At 50.6% G+C, this 18355-nt stretch carries 15 protein-coding genes; 6 read left to right on the top strand and 9 right to left on the bottom strand.

The genetic code is table 11. From position 1 onward, the window contains the following. Nucleotides 1-19 precede the first annotated feature (19 nt). The 8 genes from aldB to FEK50_RS00865 form a co-directional block, all read right to left on the bottom strand. On the bottom strand, nucleotides 20-1558 hold the full coding sequence (gene aldB / locus FEK50_RS00900; RefSeq protein WP_001551836.1) for an aldehyde dehydrogenase AldB: 1539 nt from the start codon (nucleotides 1556-1558) through the stop codon (nucleotides 20-22). 107 nt (nucleotides 1559-1665) lie between these two features. Next, nucleotides 1666-2961 (bottom strand): Fic family protein, encoded by a 1296-nt coding sequence (locus FEK50_RS00895; protein WP_131161558.1) that lies wholly within the window; start codon nucleotides 2959-2961, stop codon nucleotides 1666-1668. A gap of 119 nt (nucleotides 2962-3080) precedes the next feature. Next, the gene (yiaY, locus tag FEK50_RS00890) at nucleotides 3081-4232 is read right to left on the bottom strand and encodes an L-threonine dehydrogenase (protein WP_131161557.1); all 1152 of its coding nucleotides are present in this window, start codon (nucleotides 4230-4232) and stop codon (nucleotides 3081-3083) included. Between the two features lie 189 nt (nucleotides 4233-4421). Continuing rightward, nucleotides 4422-6266, bottom strand: coding sequence for a selenocysteine-specific translation elongation factor (gene selB / locus FEK50_RS00885; RefSeq protein ID WP_130258358.1), 1845 nt, complete (start codon nucleotides 6264-6266; stop codon nucleotides 4422-4424). Continuing rightward, a complete protein-coding gene (gene selA, locus FEK50_RS00880; RefSeq protein ID WP_131161556.1) occupies nucleotides 6263-7654 on the bottom strand; it encodes an L-seryl-tRNA(Sec) selenium transferase in 1392 nt (463 codons plus the stop codon). The genes selB and selA overlap by 4 nt, the downstream gene beginning before the upstream one ends. Before the next feature lie 97 nt (nucleotides 7655-7751). Next, nucleotides 7752-8360 (bottom strand): glutathione S-transferase, encoded by a 609-nt coding sequence (locus FEK50_RS00875; RefSeq protein WP_130206664.1) that lies wholly within the window; start codon nucleotides 8358-8360, stop codon nucleotides 7752-7754. Between the two features lie 70 nt (nucleotides 8361-8430). Next, nucleotides 8431-9567, bottom strand: coding sequence for an HlyD family secretion protein (locus tag FEK50_RS00870; RefSeq protein ID WP_000364939.1), 1137 nt, complete (start codon nucleotides 9565-9567; stop codon nucleotides 8431-8433). 2 nt (nucleotides 9568-9569) lie between these two features. Beyond that, entirely contained in the window at nucleotides 9570-9932 is a 363-nt protein-coding gene (locus tag FEK50_RS00865; protein ID WP_131161555.1) for a DUF3302 domain-containing protein, read from the bottom strand. Nucleotides 9933-10467: 535 nt separating this feature from the next. Here FEK50_RS00865 and mtlA point away from each other — a divergent pair. The 3 genes from mtlA to mtlR all read left to right on the top strand — a co-directional run bounded on the left by mtlA (nucleotide 10468) and on the right by mtlR (nucleotide 14341). After that, a complete protein-coding gene (gene mtlA / locus FEK50_RS00860) occupies nucleotides 10468-12381 on the top strand; it encodes a PTS mannitol transporter subunit IICBA (RefSeq protein ID WP_130206668.1) in 1914 nt (637 codons plus the stop codon). A 227-nt stretch (nucleotides 12382-12608) separates the two neighbouring features. Continuing rightward, nucleotides 12609-13754 (top strand): mannitol-1-phosphate 5-dehydrogenase, encoded by a 1146-nt coding sequence (gene mtlD / locus FEK50_RS00855; RefSeq protein WP_131161554.1) that lies wholly within the window; start codon nucleotides 12609-12611, stop codon nucleotides 13752-13754. Beyond that, a complete protein-coding gene (gene mtlR / locus FEK50_RS00850) occupies nucleotides 13754-14341 on the top strand; it encodes a mannitol operon repressor MtlR (RefSeq protein ID WP_130206672.1) in 588 nt (195 codons plus the stop codon). Before mtlD ends, mtlR begins: the two co-directional genes overlap by 1 nt. A 4-nt stretch (nucleotides 14342-14345) precedes the next feature. Here mtlR and yibT read toward each other — a convergent pair whose 3' ends face one another. Continuing rightward, nucleotides 14346-14555 (bottom strand): protein YibT, encoded by a 210-nt coding sequence (gene yibT, locus FEK50_RS00845; protein ID WP_130206674.1) that lies wholly within the window; start codon nucleotides 14553-14555, stop codon nucleotides 14346-14348. A 279-nt stretch (nucleotides 14556-14834) separates the two neighbouring features. On the opposite strand from yibT, the gene FEK50_RS00840 reads away from it, so the two are divergent. The 3 genes from FEK50_RS00840 to FEK50_RS00830 all read left to right on the top strand — a co-directional run. Next, on the top strand, nucleotides 14835-15197 hold the full coding sequence (locus FEK50_RS00840; protein WP_000665680.1) for a YibL family ribosome-associated protein: 363 nt from the start codon (nucleotides 14835-14837) through the stop codon (nucleotides 15195-15197). A gap of 535 nt (nucleotides 15198-15732) precedes the next feature. Further along, the gene (locus tag FEK50_RS00835; protein WP_130206676.1) at nucleotides 15733-16416 is read left to right on the top strand and encodes a DUF3251 domain-containing protein; all 684 of its coding nucleotides are present in this window, start codon (nucleotides 15733-15735) and stop codon (nucleotides 16414-16416) included. A 43-nt stretch (nucleotides 16417-16459) separates the two neighbouring features. Beyond that, a partial coding sequence (locus tag FEK50_RS00830; RefSeq protein ID WP_276607070.1) for an ESPR-type extended signal peptide-containing protein occupies nucleotides 16460-18355 on the top strand: 1896 nt, incomplete at its 3' end.

Raw genomic sequence — 18355 nt, 5'->3', positions numbered from 1 at the left:
ATGTTGCCTGCCTAAACCATCAGAACAGCCCCAACGGTTTATCCGAGTAGCTCACCAGCAGACACTTGGTTTGCTGATAATGCTCCAGCATCATCTTATGGGTTTCGCGTCCGATGCCCGACTGTTTGTAGCCGCCAAACGCTGCGTGTGCCGGGTAGGCATGATAACAGTTGGTCCACACGCGCCCGGCCTGAATGCCGCGCCCCATCTTATAGGCCAGATTGCCGTTACGACTCCAGACGCCTGCACCCAGGCCATATTGTGTGTCGTTCGCCAGCTCCAGCGCCTCGTCCATCGTTTTAAAGGTGGTTACCGCCAGCACCGGGCCAAATATTTCTTCCTGGAAAACACGCATATTGTTCTGACCAAACAGGATAGTCGGTTCAAGGTAGTAACCATCTTTCAGCTCGCCTTCCAGCAACTTGCGCCGCCCGCCGGTGAGCACATCTGCGCCCTCTTTTTTACCGATATCAATGTAATTGAGGATGGTTTCCAGTTGCCCGTGAGATACCTGCGCGCCCATTTGTGTCACGCTGTCGAGCGGGTTACCGCTACGAATACTTTCAACACGGCGGATGGCGCGTTCCATGAAGCGTTCGTAGATAGACTCCTGCACTAAAGCACGGCTTGGGCAGGTACAGACTTCGCCCTGGTTAAAAGCAAACAATGCAAAGCCTTCCAGCGCCTTATCGAAAAAGGCATCTTCTTCATCCATCACGTCAGCAAAGAAGATATTGGGCGATTTGCCGCCCAGCTCCAGGGTTACTGGAATAATGTTTTGCGTGGCGTACTGCATAATCTGCTGACCCACTTCCGTTGAGCCAGTAAACGCCACTTTGGCAATACGTTTTGACGTCGCCAGATATTCGCCAATTTCGCCGCCCGCACCGTTGACCACGTTCACCACGCCCGGCGGCAGTAAATCACCGACGATTTCCATTAGCAGCAGTACAGAAAGCGGGGTAAGTCGTGCGGGTTTCAGCACCACGCAGTTGCCCGCCGCCAGCGCGGGAGCCATTTTCCAGCTCGCCATCAGCAGCGGGAAGTTCCACGGGATAATCTGCCCCACCACACCTAACGGTTCGTGGAAGTGATAAGCCACGGTTTCGCTATCAACTTCACTGATCCCGCCTTCCTGCGCCCGAATACACGAGGCGAAATAGCGGAAATGGTCAATCGCCAGCGGCACATCGGCAGCACTGGTTTCGCGAATGGGTTTGCCGTTATCCCAGGTTTCAGCCGTCGCTAACAGCTCGAGGTTCTGCTCCATCCGATCGGCAATCTTAAACAGAATCGCTGCGCGATCCTGCACCGAGGTATGCGCCCATTTATCTTTCACTTTATGCGCAGCATCCAGCGCCAGATCGATATCTCGTTTGCCCGAAGACGCCACTTCGCACAACAACTGCCCGGTTACCGGCGTCAGGTTCTGGTAATACTCGCCATCGGCGGGCGCGACCCACTCGCCGCCAATAAAGTTGTCATAGCGGGTTTTTAACTTGAGGGGAAAACCATACTCGCCGGGCTTAATCTGTGCTGAAGGGGGATTGTTGGTCATGATCGTCTCCTTGCGGTGTGAGGTATAACAAGGGTAGACGTGACTGGCGAAATCTTCGCCAGTCGGTAACAGCTTTACGACGGCTATCACGAATTTACTGGCAAGGACTACAGCGGGTAATGTGCGACGTACACTACTTGCTGGTCATTAATTTTCTTCTCTTGCGCAAATCCTTCTTTAACAATCGTCCGTAAATCAGTTCGCGCTGTATTATCAGAGACGCCCAGACTCGCGCTGGTTTCAGAAACTGTGTACTCTTTCCCCGGATTGGCGAGCATCACATTCAGAAGTGTCACCTGACGCGGATTCAGTCGCCTAAGTACACCAGAACTGAACAATAGGCGGTCAAGTTTTGCGCTTCGTTGCATAATTTCATCAATATGCTGCTGCCAGTTTTGCACAGCACGTTTAATGACACCCGCCTGATATTCAAGGAAATAAGTCAGATCCATACCATCTGATTCAGTGTACTGGTAGCTGGAGGCATATTTGACTGGTGCAACATGAAGCAAACGGCTGATGGAAATATATTTAAAGACATCGTAGCCCGATTTCAGCATATACCAGTAAAACAGCGCCCGACTGGTGCGCCCGTTGCCATCGCGAAACGGATGTTCATGGGCCAGCATAAAATGCAGAATGCAGGCGCGGACCAGCGGGTGAATATACCCTTCATGGCTGTTTAACCACTGGCAAACTTTTTCCAGTCGTTCCGGCAACAATGCCGCAGCGGGCGGTTGGTGCACAATATTGCCGTCATAATCGGCGATCACGACATCATCTGTTTCACGAAATTCACCCGGACGATATTTCGCGTCATTTATTCCCCCCATACCAATAGCATGTAACTGACGTATAAGCGCAGGTGTCAGCGGTTCTGTGAGTAATTGCGGAATTTCCGCCATCAGCCGGGCATTTCCCGCAATCATATGCTCGTCTTCAGTGCGTGGCGCCCGCCCTGTTTCCAGCATTTTTCTCGCCACCAGCGTCGTGGTATTCGCACCTTCCAGTTGGGAACTGGTAATCGGCTCTTCCAGGCGTAACTGGCTTAACTCGGCGCCCGCCCCGCGTAACCGTTCAGTCTGATCTTTCAGCGCCAGCGCGGTTGCATGTTTGTCGACAAGCTCGCACGCTTCTGCAATCACTGGCGTAATGTTGAATCCGGCCTGCTCACCCGCTTCATTGCAATAATTGATTCGCTGGATCGCCGCGTTGCGCGCCAGCCGGGTAAGCGTCCACGCCACTTCAATGTTTTCCCCTTTTTTGATGCGGTACTGCAACTCATCAAAAGGCAGATAACGTCCTTTTTCATCGGTAACCCGGTTAAAGCGTAAGTGGGCCTGGAGTTCCTCACCCGATAAGTGTGATAAAGGAATCAGTCTGGGAGGTGATTTGATAGCCATTTGCTTATCTCAAAAAAGCGCAATATTGAGATAGTGTATAGCAGACTAAAGAAACTATCTCAAAAATCGCAAATTTTGAGATAGCGGCTGACAATACGCCAGCCGCAGGAGAATGGGGATTACATTGCAGCGCGATAAATCGCCACAATTTCTTCCTCAGTTGCCTGAATCGGGTTAGTAAAGCCACAAGCGTCTTTCAGGGCATTGCTTGCCAGCTCCGGGAAATCTTCTTCTTTAACGTTCAGGTCTCGCAGACCTGCCGGGATATCCACTTTCTTCGCCAGGTCGCGAATCGCGTTAATACAGGCTTCCGCCCCTTCAACATCATTTTTACCTGTGACGTTCACACCCATCGCCGCGGCGCAGTCACGCAAACGTGATGCAACAACTTTGCTGTTATATAACTGCACGTGCGGCAGCAGAATGGCATTACAAACGCCGTGCGGCAGATCGTAAAAGCCACCTAACTGATGCGCCATCGCATGAACATAACCCAGAGAAGCGTTATTGAATGCCATACCTGCGAGGAACTGGGCATAAGCCATTGCTTCACGCGCTTTAGCGTTGCTGCCATCTTCGACGGCTAACGGTAGATTTTCCGCAATCATGGTCATTGCTTTCAGCGCGCAGGCATCAGTAATTGGCGTTGCCGCAATAGACACATACGCTTCGATGGCATGAGTAAGAGCATCCATTCCGGTAGCTGCAGTCAGTGACTTAGGCATACCGATCATCAGCGAGGAATCATTAACCGAAAGCAGCGGGGTAACGTGTTTATCCACAATCGCCATTTTGATATGTCTCACTTCGTCGGTGATGATGCAAAAACGGGTCATTTCAGACGCTGTACCCGCCGTGGTATTAATGGCAATCATCGGCAACTGTGGTTTTGCAGAGCGGTCTACGCCTTCATAATCACGGATATCACCACCGTTAGCGGCTACCAGTGCAATACCTTTTGCGCAGTCGTGCGGAGAACCGCCGCCTAAGGAGATCACGCTGTCGCAGTTATTTTCCTTCAACATTTTCAAACCTTCTGCGACATTCTTCGTGGTCGGATTAGGTTGGGTACCCTCATAAATAATGCTAAAAATATTGCGGTCATATAAGGCTTTTTGTACCTCTCCCGCCATACCTAATTTCGCTAGCATTCTGTCAGTAACAATTAATATACGGCGAAAACCATATTCCTCCATCATATTCAGCGCATCTTTTAAAGAATCTTCGCCAATGACATTAACAGAAGGAATAAAAAATGTGGAAGCTGCCATAACACACTCCAGAACGAGGGTAAAAGGGCGGGCAGCTTACAGAGGATTTATATTTAAAAAGTTGATCGATATTATTCTTTTTAGAATCGTATATTAAAAAAAGCACATTAGACTCATGTTCTAATGCGCTTTTTCAAAATTTATAAGACTTTTAAAGTAATTCGCATTTAATATGAATTAATCATTATCTTATTTATGCGGAAATAATAATGCGTCACGCAATAAATGATCATTTCCCCGACGACGCGTAAAACCAATGCGGTCAAAATATTCCAGAATTTGAATTGCCAGTTTTCGACCAACACCTAAGCGATCGCGGAAATCCGCCGCACAGGTCGAGCCACACTCCTGATCGAGATCGCGGATCATGTTGGCAAACTCGACAATCCGATCGTTACGGTAATAACGATCTTTAACGATCGCCGTAATTATCCCCTGCTGCGCCGCCTGCCGTAGTGTCAGGCGCATTGCCTGTTCGTCAGTTCCCGTCTCTTTTGCCAGGTCACGCACCCACCACGGCTCGTTGCCAAACAGCGGTTCCACTTTTTGCCAGATTGCTTGCTGCTCTTCGCTAAATCCCGCTTTGTGATCCGGCAGATGCAGCCAACCATGATGGCTGTGAATGTCGCCGCTTTCGCGCATCTTTTCAATCAGCAACAGCACCAGTGCTTCATCTTCCATCGGCAACGCCATGCGCCGCAGACGCTCACGCCCTGGACCTGGTTCATCGCGATGTTGCTCATGATAAGTTGCTAATGTGTCGAGAATTTTACGTTGCCAGCGGGCGGCAACTGGAGCGTTCAACAAACTGTAACCAGCCTGAATATAGCCCGGCTGTTGCAGCAGTTCGCGCATCCCTTCACCATTGAGCTGACGCGCCCAGGCGAAATCGGCAAGGTTAACCGCACCGCGCTCCAGATGAACGGTCAGTGCGTCGGCATCGCTTTGTGTGCGTGCCAGTGACGCCAGCCATTGCAGATATTCCGGCTTACGTTTACCGCGACGCGGCGGGTTAAGCATCACCACCCGCGCCCCCGCCAACGTGTTACGGGCAGAGATATCGCGCAGCACCAGGCGATCGTTATCCGCCAGCCACAGCGGCGTGTCGAACACCAGCTCGGCAAGGTTATCTTCCAGCAGCGAAACGCGCCCCGTAACGTGGCTGGCGGCGTGGTGAATATGCAGCGGCTGCCACTGGGTCAGCGGCGTATGGGTTTGTAACTCGACAATCACTCGTGTGAACGGCTCTGGCGGCACATCGGCAAGCAGCCAGTCGCCACGGTTAATCTGTTCTTTTTCCGCATCACCAGCGATGTTAAGCGCGATACGCTGCCCGGCATGGGCGGTTTCAGTTGGCTGGTTTTGCGCATGCAGCGCACGCACGCGCATCGGTTTATTTACACCAGTCAGCCATAGTGAATCGCCTACCTTCACTTCCCCGCTTAACGCCGTACCGGTGACCACCAGCCCGGCACCTTTTACGGTAAATGCGCGGTCGATAGCGAGTCGGAAACTATGTTGGCTGGCGTGTTCGCGTTCCGGCAATTGAAGCAGATGTTCGCGCAGGGCATCAATTCCCCGTCCTTCGGTCGCTGCGGTGATAAACAGTTTTGCCTCAGCAAAACCGTATTCCCGCAGCACCTCCTTTACCTGGCGTTCAACCTCATCAACACGCGCTTCGTCCACGCGATCGGCTTTAGTCAATGCCACTGTCAGCATCGGGTTACCGGTAAGCTGCAAAATCGCCAGATGCTCACGGGTCTGTGCCATCACGCCGTCATCGCACGCCACCACCAGCAGTGCGTGATCGATACCACCAACGCCCGCCAGCATGTTGGAAAGAAACTTTTCATGACCGGGAACGTCGATAAAACCAGGCACGCGTCCATCTGGCTGCGGCCAGTAGGCATAGCCGAGATCGATGGTCATCCCACGCTTCTTTTCTTCCGGCAGACGGTCAGCATTTACGCCCGTAATCGCCTGTAATAACGTCGTTTTGCCGTGGTCAACGTGTCCGGCAGTCGCAATAATCATTTCAACAACATCTCCAAAAACCGTTGCTCATCTTCAAGGCAGCGTAGGTCCAGCCACAGACGCCCGTCATAAATGCGCCCAATCACCGGAATCGGCAATTCACGCCAGCGAGCAGCTAATGACTCAAGGTGGCTACCGCGTCCGTCATGAGGCGTAAACGTCAATGCCGCGCTCGGCAGACGATCCACCGGCAGCGAACCACTGCCAATCTGCGAAAGGCATGGCATAACCTGTACCGCAAACTCCGCACCATAGTGAGCGGCAAGGGGGGCCTGCAACCGTTGCGCCTGGATTTGAATGACCTCTGCGCTGCGGGTAAGCAGACGCAGGGTCGGTAATTTTTCACTCAGTACTTCAGGGTGTAAATAAAGACGCAACGTGGCTTCCAGCGCCGCGAGTGTCATTTTATCTGCACGTAATGCACGTTTCAGCGGGTGACTCTGCAAACGCGCGATCATCTCTTTTTTACCAACGATAATCCCTGCCTGCGGCCCGCCTAACAACTTGTCGCCGGAGAAGCTCACCAGGCTGACGCCCGCCGCAATCAACTCCTGCGGCATAGGCTCTTTTGGCAAACCATACTGACTGAGATCCACCAGCGAACCACTGCCTAAATCAGTCACCACGGGAACATCCAGTTCTTTGCCGAGCGCCACCAGTTCAGCTTCGTCTATCGCTTTGGTGAAGCCTTGAATGCTGTAATTACTGGTATGCACCTTCATCAGCAGCGCGGTATTTTCATTCACTGCCTGACGATAATCATTCGCGTGCGTGCGGTTGGTGGTCCCTACTTCATGTAGGGTGCAGCCTGCCTGACGCATGACATCGGGAATACGAAACGCGCCGCCAATCTCCACCAGTTCGCCGCGAGAAACCACCACTTCTTTACCACTGGCAGTAGCTGCCAACATCAGCAGCACCGCCGCCGCATTGTTATTGACGATACAGGCATCTTCTGCGCCGGTGATGCGACATAACAACTGCGCCAGCGCACGATCGCGATGCCCGCGTCCGGCGTCATCCAGATCATATTCCAGCGTCACCGGCAAACGCATAACTTGCGTAACAGCCTCAACCGCCGCTTCCGCCTGCAATGCCCGCCCAAGATTAGTATGCAGCACGGTTCCCGTCAGGTTGATCACCGGACGCAGCGCGCTCTGCGCCTCTTTCGCCAGACGAGCATCAACCTCTTGCGCCCAGTTTTCACACCATGCAGGCAGCGACTGGCTGTCGCGAATCATTTCCCGCGCTTCGTCGAGCATTTGACGTAGCAACTCCACGACACGGGTATGGCCATAAGTATCACGCAAAGAAAGGAAAGAGCTATCACGCAATAAGCGATCGATAGCTGGAAGTTGACTATAGAGGGAACGCGTTTCGGTTGTCATAGGAAACCAGGCTCATCAAGGCCCTCTCGCACGGAGAAGGGCGTTTAACATAACCACGGATTGTAACGTGAGATGGGTCAGGAGGACATATCGCGCATCAAGCCTTTGGCGGTTCGGTGCGAGCGAAGCTTTCGCGGCTAAAGAGATTCTCGACCAGTTTGACTAAGTGTGGGCGGTCCACACACCAGCCCGGCGCAACGCGGCGGAAATTGAGATACCCGACGGCACAGGCAATGGCGATAGTCGCCAGATTGACTGTATCAGTTTTGAGCGTGCCATCGACCAGATATCCTTCCAGCACATCCAGGCTGCGGTTGATTTTCTCCCGCTGGCGTAACAATTCATCTTCAGACTGCTGCGCCGCCGGACGCGCCTGTTCACGCACCGACACCAGCCCGGCATCCATAATGCCATCCGCCAGCGCCTCAATTTTGCGCACTCGCAACGACTCCAGCGGATCGCGCGGCAACATCGCCGGAGCGACATTCATTAATTCAATATATTCAGCGATGATCGGCGAATCAAACCAACATTCGCCCTCTTCGGTCACCAGCACCGGCACTTTCCCTAACGGGTTAAATTGCGCCACGCCATTGTCCGCGCTATAGGGCAGTTCATTAATAAATTCGAAAGTTATGCCCTTTTCTAACAACAGAATAGAAAGTTTGCGTACAAACGGGCTGGTGTAGCTACCGACGAGTTTCATGCCGAGTCCTTTGTGCGAGGAAAAATATCAGTATGGCCCAGGCTCACGCAAAACACAGGTGATATAAGTCTCAATGATCCAAATAAAGATAATGCATCCAACTGGTCATTCTCAGCAGTACCTTCCGCATCACCGAAACATGGCTGAAATGGTCGGAGTAAACTGCCACCTGGGCGTAGATGCCGTCGGGTAAGGCATCGATATCATCGTTAGGGTCCAGTTCAATGGTTCCCAGCACACCGTCTGTGCCGGGCACGACCGTTAATGATTGCAGTACCCCCTGCGCCTGATACGAGCCGCCAGGCACGACAGGTAAAATACTGGTCAGTTTGCCGTGGAACACCTGCCCAGGCAGCGCGTTAAACACCACTTCCGCATCATCGCCGGGTTTCAGACGTAACAGCGAGTTTTGCCGAAATTGGGCGACAATTTGCCGTTTTTGCTCAGGGATGAAAACCATAACCGGACGCAGCGGCAAGGCAGCTGCGTATGTACCTGGGCGGATCAGTACCTGAGTAACGTAGCCATTGCTTGGCGCGCGAATGACGGTCTGCTCAAGGTTATATTTTGCTTCAGTAAGTTGCGCTCTTAAGCTCACAATCTGCGATTGCTCACCGTTGACCATGCTGTCGAGCTGGCTCTGGATCTGCGCCTGCTCCGCCACCGAGCCTTTCACTAACGCATCCTGCGCGAGAAAATTCTGCCGCGCATCGTCGATGTCACGTTCCGAGAACGGATTCACCGCCGCCTGGCTGCCTTTCAGGTAGCGTTGATAATTTTTAAACAGCCGATCGCGCTCCGCTGAAACCTGAGTGGTGTTAGCCTGCGCTTCAGTGAGCTGCGCCCGCAGCGTTTTGATGTTATGCGTCGCCGTCATCAGATCAGCCTGAAGTCTGTCTACTCGCGCCTGGTAACGTACCGGGTCGAGCTTAAAAAGCACCTCGCCCTTCTGAATAAGCTGATTATTTTTATCGGTGACTTCAGTCACGATCCCCGTCACCTGTGGCGTGATAGGGATAGCTATCACCGCCTTTTGCGCCGTAAAAGTGTAGGGATGGTTATAATTCATCAATAAAATCAAACCACTCACCAAAAACACACCGCCGAGCGCCGCCGTCGCCAGCGTCCACTGATTCACCGGAATGCGGAAGATTTTAAATACTGCCCACGCCAGCGCCACGTAAGTTAAGACAATCAACAGATCCATGATTAGATCTCCGGAAACGTGGAGTAGTCAGGTTTTTTCTCGGCGGCGAGTTGATGTTCCAGCCGGGAGATACGGTCAGAAAGCGCAGCGATGTCCGGGTCAGGCGCCCTCTCTTCCGGCGTAATATGCGACTGCATCCCCCAGCCGCGTTCCGGTTGATAAAGCGTGGCCCAGATCCACAGGAACGGCCAGATAATGTGGAGCGTAAACAAGCTGACCCACCCTGCGGTATGAATGGCATCGGCATGAGGATGGTTGCGCTTTTTGGCAATCAGATAGGGGATGTCATGTATCGCGATGATTCCATAAAAAATCACCAGAAAGACGAAGATCAGCACTCCCAACGCGAAATAGTTTAGAAACATAGCTGCCTCGAATTCACGCTTATCAGAGTTGTTATGGGCTGGCAGCCAGATACGCGTCGGGCTGATTATTTGACAATAATCCGGGTTTGCGATTCTCGCCATCACACCGAAGAATAATTTTAAGAAGCGATGAGTTGCTTAGTTACATAACGATTTTATGACTAAGGCATAACATGCTGTAGATCACATCAGGTGAACGCCGTGAGAAAATATCTTGTGATTTAGATCACAAAGATTCAACAAACCGTCAAAATAAAAATGTGACGTTACTCACATTTAAATGCCATTTTTAGCGAAAATCGCCGTCTTGTTGCTTTTTTACACAAGCGTTTTGTGATGAACATCACGTCAATTACCTCTCTACCCCCTATATTTATGTGACTAACATCACACAAAAGGCCACCAACTGGACAGTTAACCGATTCAGTGCCAGATTTCGCAGTATCTACAAGGTCCGGCTACCTCTGCCGCCACATTAACAAAAAACCTCGGGCTTCCAGCCTGCGCGACAGCAAACATAAGAAGGGGTGTTTTTATGTCATCCGATATTAAGATCAAAGTGCAAAGCTTTGGTCGTTTCCTCAGCAACATGGTGATGCCGAATATCGGCGCGTTTATCGCGTGGGGTATCATCACCGCGTTATTTATTCCAACAGGGTGGTTACCGAACGAAACGCTGGCGAAGCTGGTCGGGCCGATGATCACCTATCTCCTGCCGCTGCTGATCGGTTATACCGGTGGTAAGCTGGTAGGCGGCGAACGTGGCGGCGTAGTCGGTGCCATCACCACCATGGGCGTTATCGTCGGCGCAGATATGCCGATGTTCCTCGGTTCTATGATTGCAGGTCCGCTGGGTGGCTGGTGCATTAAGCATTTCGACCGCTGGGTAGACGGTAAAATCAAATCCGGTTTTGAGATGCTGGTGAACAACTTCTCTGCCGGTATCATGGGGATGATCCTCGCTATTCTGGCATTCATGGGGATTGGTCCGCTGGTTGAAGCCCTGTCCAAAATGCTGGCTGCGGGCGTTAACTTCATGGTTGTCCATGACATGCTGCCGCTGGCGTCCATCTTTGTTGAGCCAGCGAAAATCCTGTTCCTCAACAACGCCATTAACCACGGTATCTTCTCGCCGCTGGGTATTCAGCAGTCCCATGAACTGGGTAAATCCATCTTCTTCCTGATTGAAGCTAACCCGGGTCCGGGTATGGGTGTTCTGCTGGCGTACATGTTCTTTGGTCGTGGTAGCGCTAAACAGTCTGCGGGCGGTGCGGCAATCATCCACTTCCTGGGTGGTATCCACGAAATTTACTTCCCGTATGTGTTGATGAATCCGCGTCTGATTCTGGCCGTTATCCTCGGCGGTATGACTGGCGTGTTCACGCTGACTATTCTGGGCGGTGGTTTGGTTTCTCCGGCATCTCCGGGTTCTATCCTCGCGGTACTGGCGATGACGCCAAAAGGTGCTTACTTCGCTAACATCGCAGGTGTGTGTGCGGCGATGGCAGTGTCCTTCGTTGTCTCTGCTATTTTGCTGAAAACCAGCAAAGTAAAAGAAGAAGATGATATTGAAGCTGCAGCACGTCGCGTTCAGGAAATGAAAGCTGAGTCTAAAGGCGCGTCTCCGCTGTCTGCTGGCGATGTGACTAACGACCTGAGCCACGTACGTAAAATCATCGTTGCCTGTGACGCTGGTATGGGTTCCAGTGCGATGGGCGCAGGTGTGCTGCGTAAGAAAATTCAGGATGCGGGTCTGTCGCAGATTTCAGTTACCAACAGCGCGATCAACAACCTACCGCCGGATGTGGACCTGGTCATCACTCACCGTGATCTGACCGAACGCGCTATGCGCCAGGTTCCGCAGGCACAACATATTTCGCTGACTAACTTCCTCGATAGCGGCCTGTACACCAGCCTGACTGAACGTCTGGTTGCTGCCCAGCGTCATACTGAAAACGAAGTGAAAGTAAAAGACAGCCTGAAAGACAGCTTTGACGATTCTAATGCCAACCTGTTCAAGCTCGGCGCGGAAAACATCTTCCTCGGTCGCAAAGCGGCCACCAAAGAAGAAGCGATTCGTTTTGCTGGCGAGCAGCTGGTGAAAGGCGGTTATGTTGAGCCGGAATACGTACAGGCGATGCTGGACCGTGAAAAACTGACCCCGACTTACCTGGGTGAGTCTATCGCCGTGCCGCACGGTACGGTTGAAGCGAAAGATCGCGTGCTGAAAACGGGCGTCGTGTTCTGCCAGTACCCGGAAGGCGTGCGCTTCGGTGAAGAAGAAGATGACATTGCCCGTCTGGTGATTGGTATTGCAGCCCGTAACAACGAGCACATTCAGGTTATCACCAGCCTGACCAACGCCCTGGATGATGAGTCCGTCATCGAGCGTCTGGCACACACTACCAGCGTGGATGAAGTGCTGGAACTGCTGGCAGGTCGTAAGTAATCCAATCCCACCCTCTCCACATGGAGAAGGTGGGGCTGATTGCCTGATGCGCTTCGCTTATCAGGCCTACAAAACAAAGCGCAGTTTGTTGAATTTGCACGATTGTAGGCCGGATAAGGCGTTTACGCCGCATCCGGCGCTGCCCCTCTCCTCACGGAGAGGGTTTGGGTGAGGGAAATGCCTCACCCCAGCCCTCTCGGGTAAAAACATTGATGAAGGTTAATACTATGAAAGCATTACATTTTGGCGCAGGTAATATCGGTCGTGGCTTTATCGGTAAGCTGCTGGCGGACGCGGGTATCCAACTGACGTTTGCCGATGTAAATCAGGTGGTGCTTGATGCCCTGAATGCCCGTCATAGCTATCAGGTTCATGTGGTCGGCGAAACCGAGCAGGTGGATACCGTTTCCGGCGTAAATGCCGTCAGCAGCATCGGTGATGATGTCGTTGATCTGATTGCTCAGGTTGATTTAGTCACTACCGCCGTGGGCCCGGTCGTACTGGAACGTATAGCTCCTGCCATCGCTAAAGGGCTGGTGAAACGTAAAGAGCAAGGTAATGAATCCCCGCTGAACATCATCGCCTGTGAAAACATGGTTCGCGGCACCACGCAACTGAAAGGCCATGTGATGAACGCTCTGCCGGAAGATGCCAAAGCGTGGGTAGAAGAGCATGTTGGCTTTGTCGATTCCGCCGTTGACCGCATCGTACCGCCTTCCGCTTCTGCAACTAACGATCCGCTGGAAGTCACGGTAGAAACCTTCAGCGAATGGATTGTCGATAAAACCCAGTTCAAAGGCACACTGCCGAACATCCCAGGTATGGAATTAACAGACAACCTGATGGCATTTGTCGAGCGTAAACTCTTCACCCTGAACACAGGTCATGCTATAACCGCGTACCTCGGAAAACTGGCGGGCCATCAGACCATTCGTGATGCAATTCTCGACGAGAAAATCCGTGCAGTGGTAAAAGGTGCGATGGAAGAAAGCGGCGCTGTACTGATCAAGCGCTATGGCTTTGATGCTGACAAACATGCAGCATACATCCAGAAAATCCTCGGTCGTTTTGAAAATCCGTATCTGAAGGATGATGTGGAGCGTGTAGGGCGTCAGCCGCTGCGTAAACTGAGCGCTGGCGATCGTTTGGTAAAACCGCTGTTGGGTACGCTGGAGTACGGTTTGCCGCACAAAAACCTGATTGATGGTATCGCCGCCGCGATGCATTTCCGTAGTGAAGATGATCCGCAGGCGCAGGAACTGGCGGCACTGATTACCGAGAAAGGCCCGCAGGAAGCGCTGGCGCAAATTTCCGGGCTTGATGCTAACAGCGAGGTAGTCGCCGAAGCAGTCACGGCTTATAACGCAAAATAATGGTAGACCAGGCGCAGAAAACCCTGCGCCTGAACAACAGATTGTCAGATATGCAGGCAACAATGGAACAAACCCAGGCCTTTGAAAACCGTGTGCTTGAGCGTCTGAATGCTGGCAAAACCGTGCGAAGCTTTTTGATCACCGCCGTTGATCTCCTGACCGAGGCGGTGAATCTTCTGGTGCTTCAGGTATTCCGCAAAGACGATTACGCGGTGAAGTATGCTGTAGAACCGTTACTCGACGGCGATGGTCCGCTGGGCGACCTTTCCGTGCGCTTAAAGCTGATTTATGGGCTTGGCGTGATTAGCCGCAACGAATATGAAGATGCGGAACTCTTGATGGCGCTGCGTGAAGAGCTGAATCACGACGGTAACGAGTATGCCTTTACCGATGATGAAATTATTGGGCCATTTGGCGAGCTGCACTGCGTGGCGGCGATCCCACCGCCGCCACAATTTGAACCAACGGATTCCAGTTTGTATGCGATGCAAATTCAGCGTTACCAACAAGCTGTGCGTTCAACAATGGTCCTTTCACTGACAGAGCTGATTTCCAAAATCAGCTTAAAAAAAGCCTTTCAAAAGTAAGCGATTACTGCTTCTCAACCTGCTTCGGCCGATAAAGCCGACGATAATACTCCAGACGTTGCAGATATAACGGCACGCTATCCTCAGGTATACCGGACGGAATAGCGTCGCGGGGAGGAAGCTTTTTCAGATACTCCCGGAACGCCTGGCTTGATGCCATAAAATCTACGGCTTTGTCGATCAGATGCGGAACGTTTTCACCTAATTTGCCCATGATAATATCTCCGTATTACCCCGCGCCGGGAATGCGCGGCCGCCAATTTTAGTTTAGGATCCAGGTCAAGATGGCATTAAGGAAAACGTGCTTATTCCTCAATGTTCACCCTCACTGGTTATCTTTTTCTTTTAATTTTACTACAAATCAAAACGTTACATGGTTTTTGAGCATGTAACTGGTTGCAAGGAAGAACTATTACAATGTCATCAGTTGTGAACAAAGTGCCTGGTCGCGCATACTAGGGACTATAAATTTATCTTTATCAGAAGCCATCAAATGAAAGAAGTCGAAAAAAACGAAATCAAACGTCTCAGCGATCGCCTGGACGCCATCCGCCATCAGCAAGCCGATCTGTCACTGGTTGAAGCCGCAGACAAATATGCCGAGCTGGAAAAAGAGAAAGCCACGCTGGAAGCTGAAATTGCGCGTCTGCGCGAAGTTCATAGCCAGAAACTCAGTAAAGAAGCGCAAAAGCTGATGAAGATGCCATTCCAGCGTGCGATTACGAAAAAAGAGCAAGCTGATATGGGCAAGCTGAAGAAGAGCGTTCGCGGGCTGGTCGTTGTGCACCCGATGACCGCACTGGGCCGTGAAATGGGCCTGCAAGAGATGACCGGGTTCTCAAAGACTGCCTTCTGATCAATGTAATCACCGCTTCCTCTATTTTTACTCGCTCCTGCTGACACATGCAGGAGCTGGTTTCAGATACCGAATATCGTTAACATTCTTAACATCGCATGTTCAATGTTGCCCGCTCGCTTGCCTCATTGTCACAGGCTAAATTCTGAAAATATTCTGCGTAATAAAAGCACTATATATAAATATTAAATATGATTATTCGTGTATTAATGCTTAATTATTTATATTTTCCAACCATCATCACATTTATTTTATCAAAACATCCACCATACAAATATTAACTTCTTACCTTCCTCGCTTTTACTCCATTAAACATTTGACATTGATTGACACCGATCATTAAACTTCGCGCGATTTACTCATTATCATCAACAAACTAAAACAATTTGACATTTAATAAAACACTCTCAATGTCCATTAATTAAAAACTCTCTCATCTATTTTTATTGTGAATATAAAACATTAAATCATTCACACAAAAAATAATTATACCATAGTTTTCAACGCATCAGGATTATGAAAAGGAATTCATCCCATGAGCATAAAAAAAGCACTATTAAATGTGTTAACGATATCGTCACTCTGTGCATTAACGGGGTGTGACTATATTGAAAAAGTAAACTCAATCGACGAGTTCACCAGGCAGCAAGCATTGCAACAAAGTCAAATAGACGCGCTAAAAAAACAGCAAGAACAATATAAAAGCAAAATTGAACTTTTTGAAAAACAACAAAATAGCATCATAAACAGTACCAAAACGCTTGCTGGCGTCGTGAAATCAGTCAAGGACAAGCAGAATGAGTTTGTCTTCACTGAATTTAACCCGACACAAACACAATACTTCATTTTAAATAACGGCTCAGTCGGTTTAGCAGGACGCATACTGTCTATTGACGCCGTAGAAAATGGCAGCGTTATTCGTATTTCACTGGTCAACTTATTAAGCGTTCCCGTATCCAATATTGGTTTTCATGCCACCTGGGGCAACGAAAAACCTGCCGATGCTAAAGACTTAGCAAAATGGCAGCAATTACTTTTCAGCACCTCAATGAACTCCTCGCTGAAATTATTACCAGGTCAATGGCAAGACATTAACCTGACGCTGAAAGGCGTATCTCCTAATAATCTTAAATACCTGAAGCTCGCCATCAATATGGCAAACCTTCAGTTCGACGACCTTCACTCTGCTGCATATCAGCAGCGAAAAAGCAAAAAATAAATGCAGCTTCTGCGCTTATATCAAGGAATAGAGAGCATCAATAATGAACAAAATATTTAAAGTTATCTGGAATCCGGCGACGGGCAGTTACAGCGTTGCCAGCGAAACGGCGAAGAGTCGTGGCAAGAAGAGCGGACGCAGTAAGCTGTTAATTTCTGCACTGGTTGCAACTAGTGGGATGTTGTCGTCGTTTGCGTATGCAGATAATGCGACTGGTACTCCCGTTGTACCAGCAGGCCATAATAGTGGTAATGGATGGGTCGCGATCGGTCAAGGATCAACTGCAAGCCAGCACACAGATGCAGATGGCGCATCAACTGCTATAGGGAATCTTGCCAGTGCTCTAGGTAAATTTAGTACTTCAATAGGTGCCAGAAGTTCTGCGGGTGGCGATGCGTCAACAGCGTTGGGGGTGAAGGCGAATGCCAGTGGCAATAGAAGTACAGCTATAGGGGCGTCGGCTATCGCTGAGGGCCAGTTCTCTATGGCGATGGGTGTAATGTCACTGGCGAAAGGTGATTATGCCTCAGCATTCGGCTATGACAACGACGCGACGGGCGAAAAAAGCCTTGCATTAGGTTACAAAAGTAAATCCGGTGGTATCTATAGTATTGCCCTGGGGGCTGCGGCTAACGCATCTGCAACCGACGCCTTTGCTGTTGGCCGAGAAAGTGTAGCTAGCGGTACAGACAGCCTCGCTTTAGGCAGAAAATCAGTCGCCAGCGCCGCAAACGCAATTTCTATGGGCGCTGAGAGCAAAGCCGCTGAAAATGCGACGGCCGTTGGTACTAAAGCTGAGGCAAATGGGATTAATAGTATCGCGTTGGGCTTTGGGGGTATTGCAAATGCCGATAACACGATTGCTCTGGGCAATCAAAGCCAGGCAGTAGCTGCTGGTGCAATTGCCATCGGTCAGGGGAATAAAGCTGACGGCGCAAATGCTATCGTGTTGGGTAATGGTAGTACCACAGGCGGTGCAAATTCTATTGCTATTGGACAAGATAGTTATGCCGGTTTAGAAAATGGCATTGCAATTGGTGGTCAAGCCAGTGCTCAAGGGAAAAATTCCGTTGCTCTGGGCGCTGGTTCTGTAGCGACTGAAGAGAATTCCGTCTCTGTGGGGAACACAACAGTTCAGCGACAAATTGTCAATATGGCAGCAGGTAATATCAGCACTGACAGTACTGATGCTATCAATGGATCACAGCTTTATGCTATCAGTAAGTCAGTAGCGGACCATCTTGGTGGGGGAGCTACCGTCAATTCGCAAGGCGTCGTTACTTCCCCGAATTACAGACTGAAAAATGGTATTTATGGCAATGTTGGCGACGCCTTAGCGGATCTAAACAATAATACGATACAATGGGACTCCCTTAAAAAGGGATATAGTGCGGCACATGGTACAGATGCCACCAGCATCATCACCAACGTTAAAGCCGGCACTATTTCTGCTACCAGTACGGATGCGGTTAACGGTTCTCAGCTGAAAGCTACCAATGACGATGTCGAGGCCAATACCACCAATATCGCTACTAATACCAGCAACATTGCCACGAATACGGCAAGTATTGCAACCAACACCACCAACATCTCCAACCTGACGAATTCCGTTGGTGACCTTAAGGATGATGCCCTGCTGTGGAATGATGCTAAAAATGCATTCAGCGCCGCGCACGGCACCGATGCCACCAGCAAAATCACCAACGTACTGGCAGGCACTGTTTCTACCACCAGCACCGATGCCATTAATGGTTCACAACTTCAGAGTACGGCAAGCACCATTACGTCCTATTTGGGCGGCGGCGCAACAATGAGTGATACCGGCGTATTTACCGGCCCTAAATATAATATTGGCGGCAATGAATACACCAACGTTGGCGCAGCTCTTACTGCTCTGGATAATGACGCCCTGTTGTGGGATGCGACCGCTAATTCAAAT

Origin of the sequence: Escherichia sp. E2586 (assembly GCF_005781105.1) — a bacterium.
Taxonomy (GTDB): Bacteria; Pseudomonadota; Gammaproteobacteria; order Enterobacterales; family Enterobacteriaceae; genus Escherichia.
The sequence above is the reverse complement of the archived record's forward strand: the minus strand, read 5'-3'. Positions and strand labels throughout refer to the sequence as shown.

Coding starts and splice junctions, on each gene's coding strand:
- aldB (WP_001551836.1), bottom strand. CDS start 1,558: ATGACCAACAATCCCCCTTCAGCACAGATTAAGCCCGGCGAGTATGGT.
- FEK50_RS00895 (WP_131161558.1), bottom strand. CDS start 2,961: ATGGCTATCAAATCACCTCCCAGACTGATTCCTTTATCACACTTATCG.
- yiaY (WP_131161557.1), bottom strand. CDS start 4,232: ATGGCAGCTTCCACATTTTTTATTCCTTCTGTTAATGTCATTGGCGAA.
- selB (WP_130258358.1), bottom strand. CDS start 6,266: ATGATTATTGCGACTGCCGGACACGTTGACCACGGCAAAACGACGTTA.
- selA (WP_131161556.1), bottom strand. CDS start 7,654: ATGACAACCGAAACGCGTTCCCTCTATAGTCAACTTCCAGCTATCGAT.
- FEK50_RS00875 (WP_130206664.1), bottom strand. CDS start 8,360: ATGAAACTCGTCGGTAGCTACACCAGCCCGTTTGTACGCAAACTTTCT.
- FEK50_RS00870 (WP_000364939.1), bottom strand. CDS start 9,567: ATGGATCTGTTGATTGTCTTAACTTACGTGGCGCTGGCGTGGGCAGTA.
- FEK50_RS00865 (WP_131161555.1), bottom strand. CDS start 9,932: ATGTTTCTAAACTATTTCGCGTTGGGAGTGCTGATCTTCGTCTTTCTG.
- mtlA (WP_130206668.1), top strand. CDS start 10,468: ATGTCATCCGATATTAAGATCAAAGTGCAAAGCTTTGGTCGTTTCCTC.
- mtlD (WP_131161554.1), top strand. CDS start 12,609: ATGAAAGCATTACATTTTGGCGCAGGTAATATCGGTCGTGGCTTTATC.
- mtlR (WP_130206672.1), top strand. CDS start 13,754: ATGGTAGACCAGGCGCAGAAAACCCTGCGCCTGAACAACAGATTGTCA.
- yibT (WP_130206674.1), bottom strand. CDS start 14,555: ATGGGCAAATTAGGTGAAAACGTTCCGCATCTGATCGACAAAGCCGTA.
- FEK50_RS00840 (WP_000665680.1), top strand. CDS start 14,835: ATGAAAGAAGTCGAAAAAAACGAAATCAAACGTCTCAGCGATCGCCTG.
- FEK50_RS00835 (WP_130206676.1), top strand. CDS start 15,733: ATGAGCATAAAAAAAGCACTATTAAATGTGTTAACGATATCGTCACTC.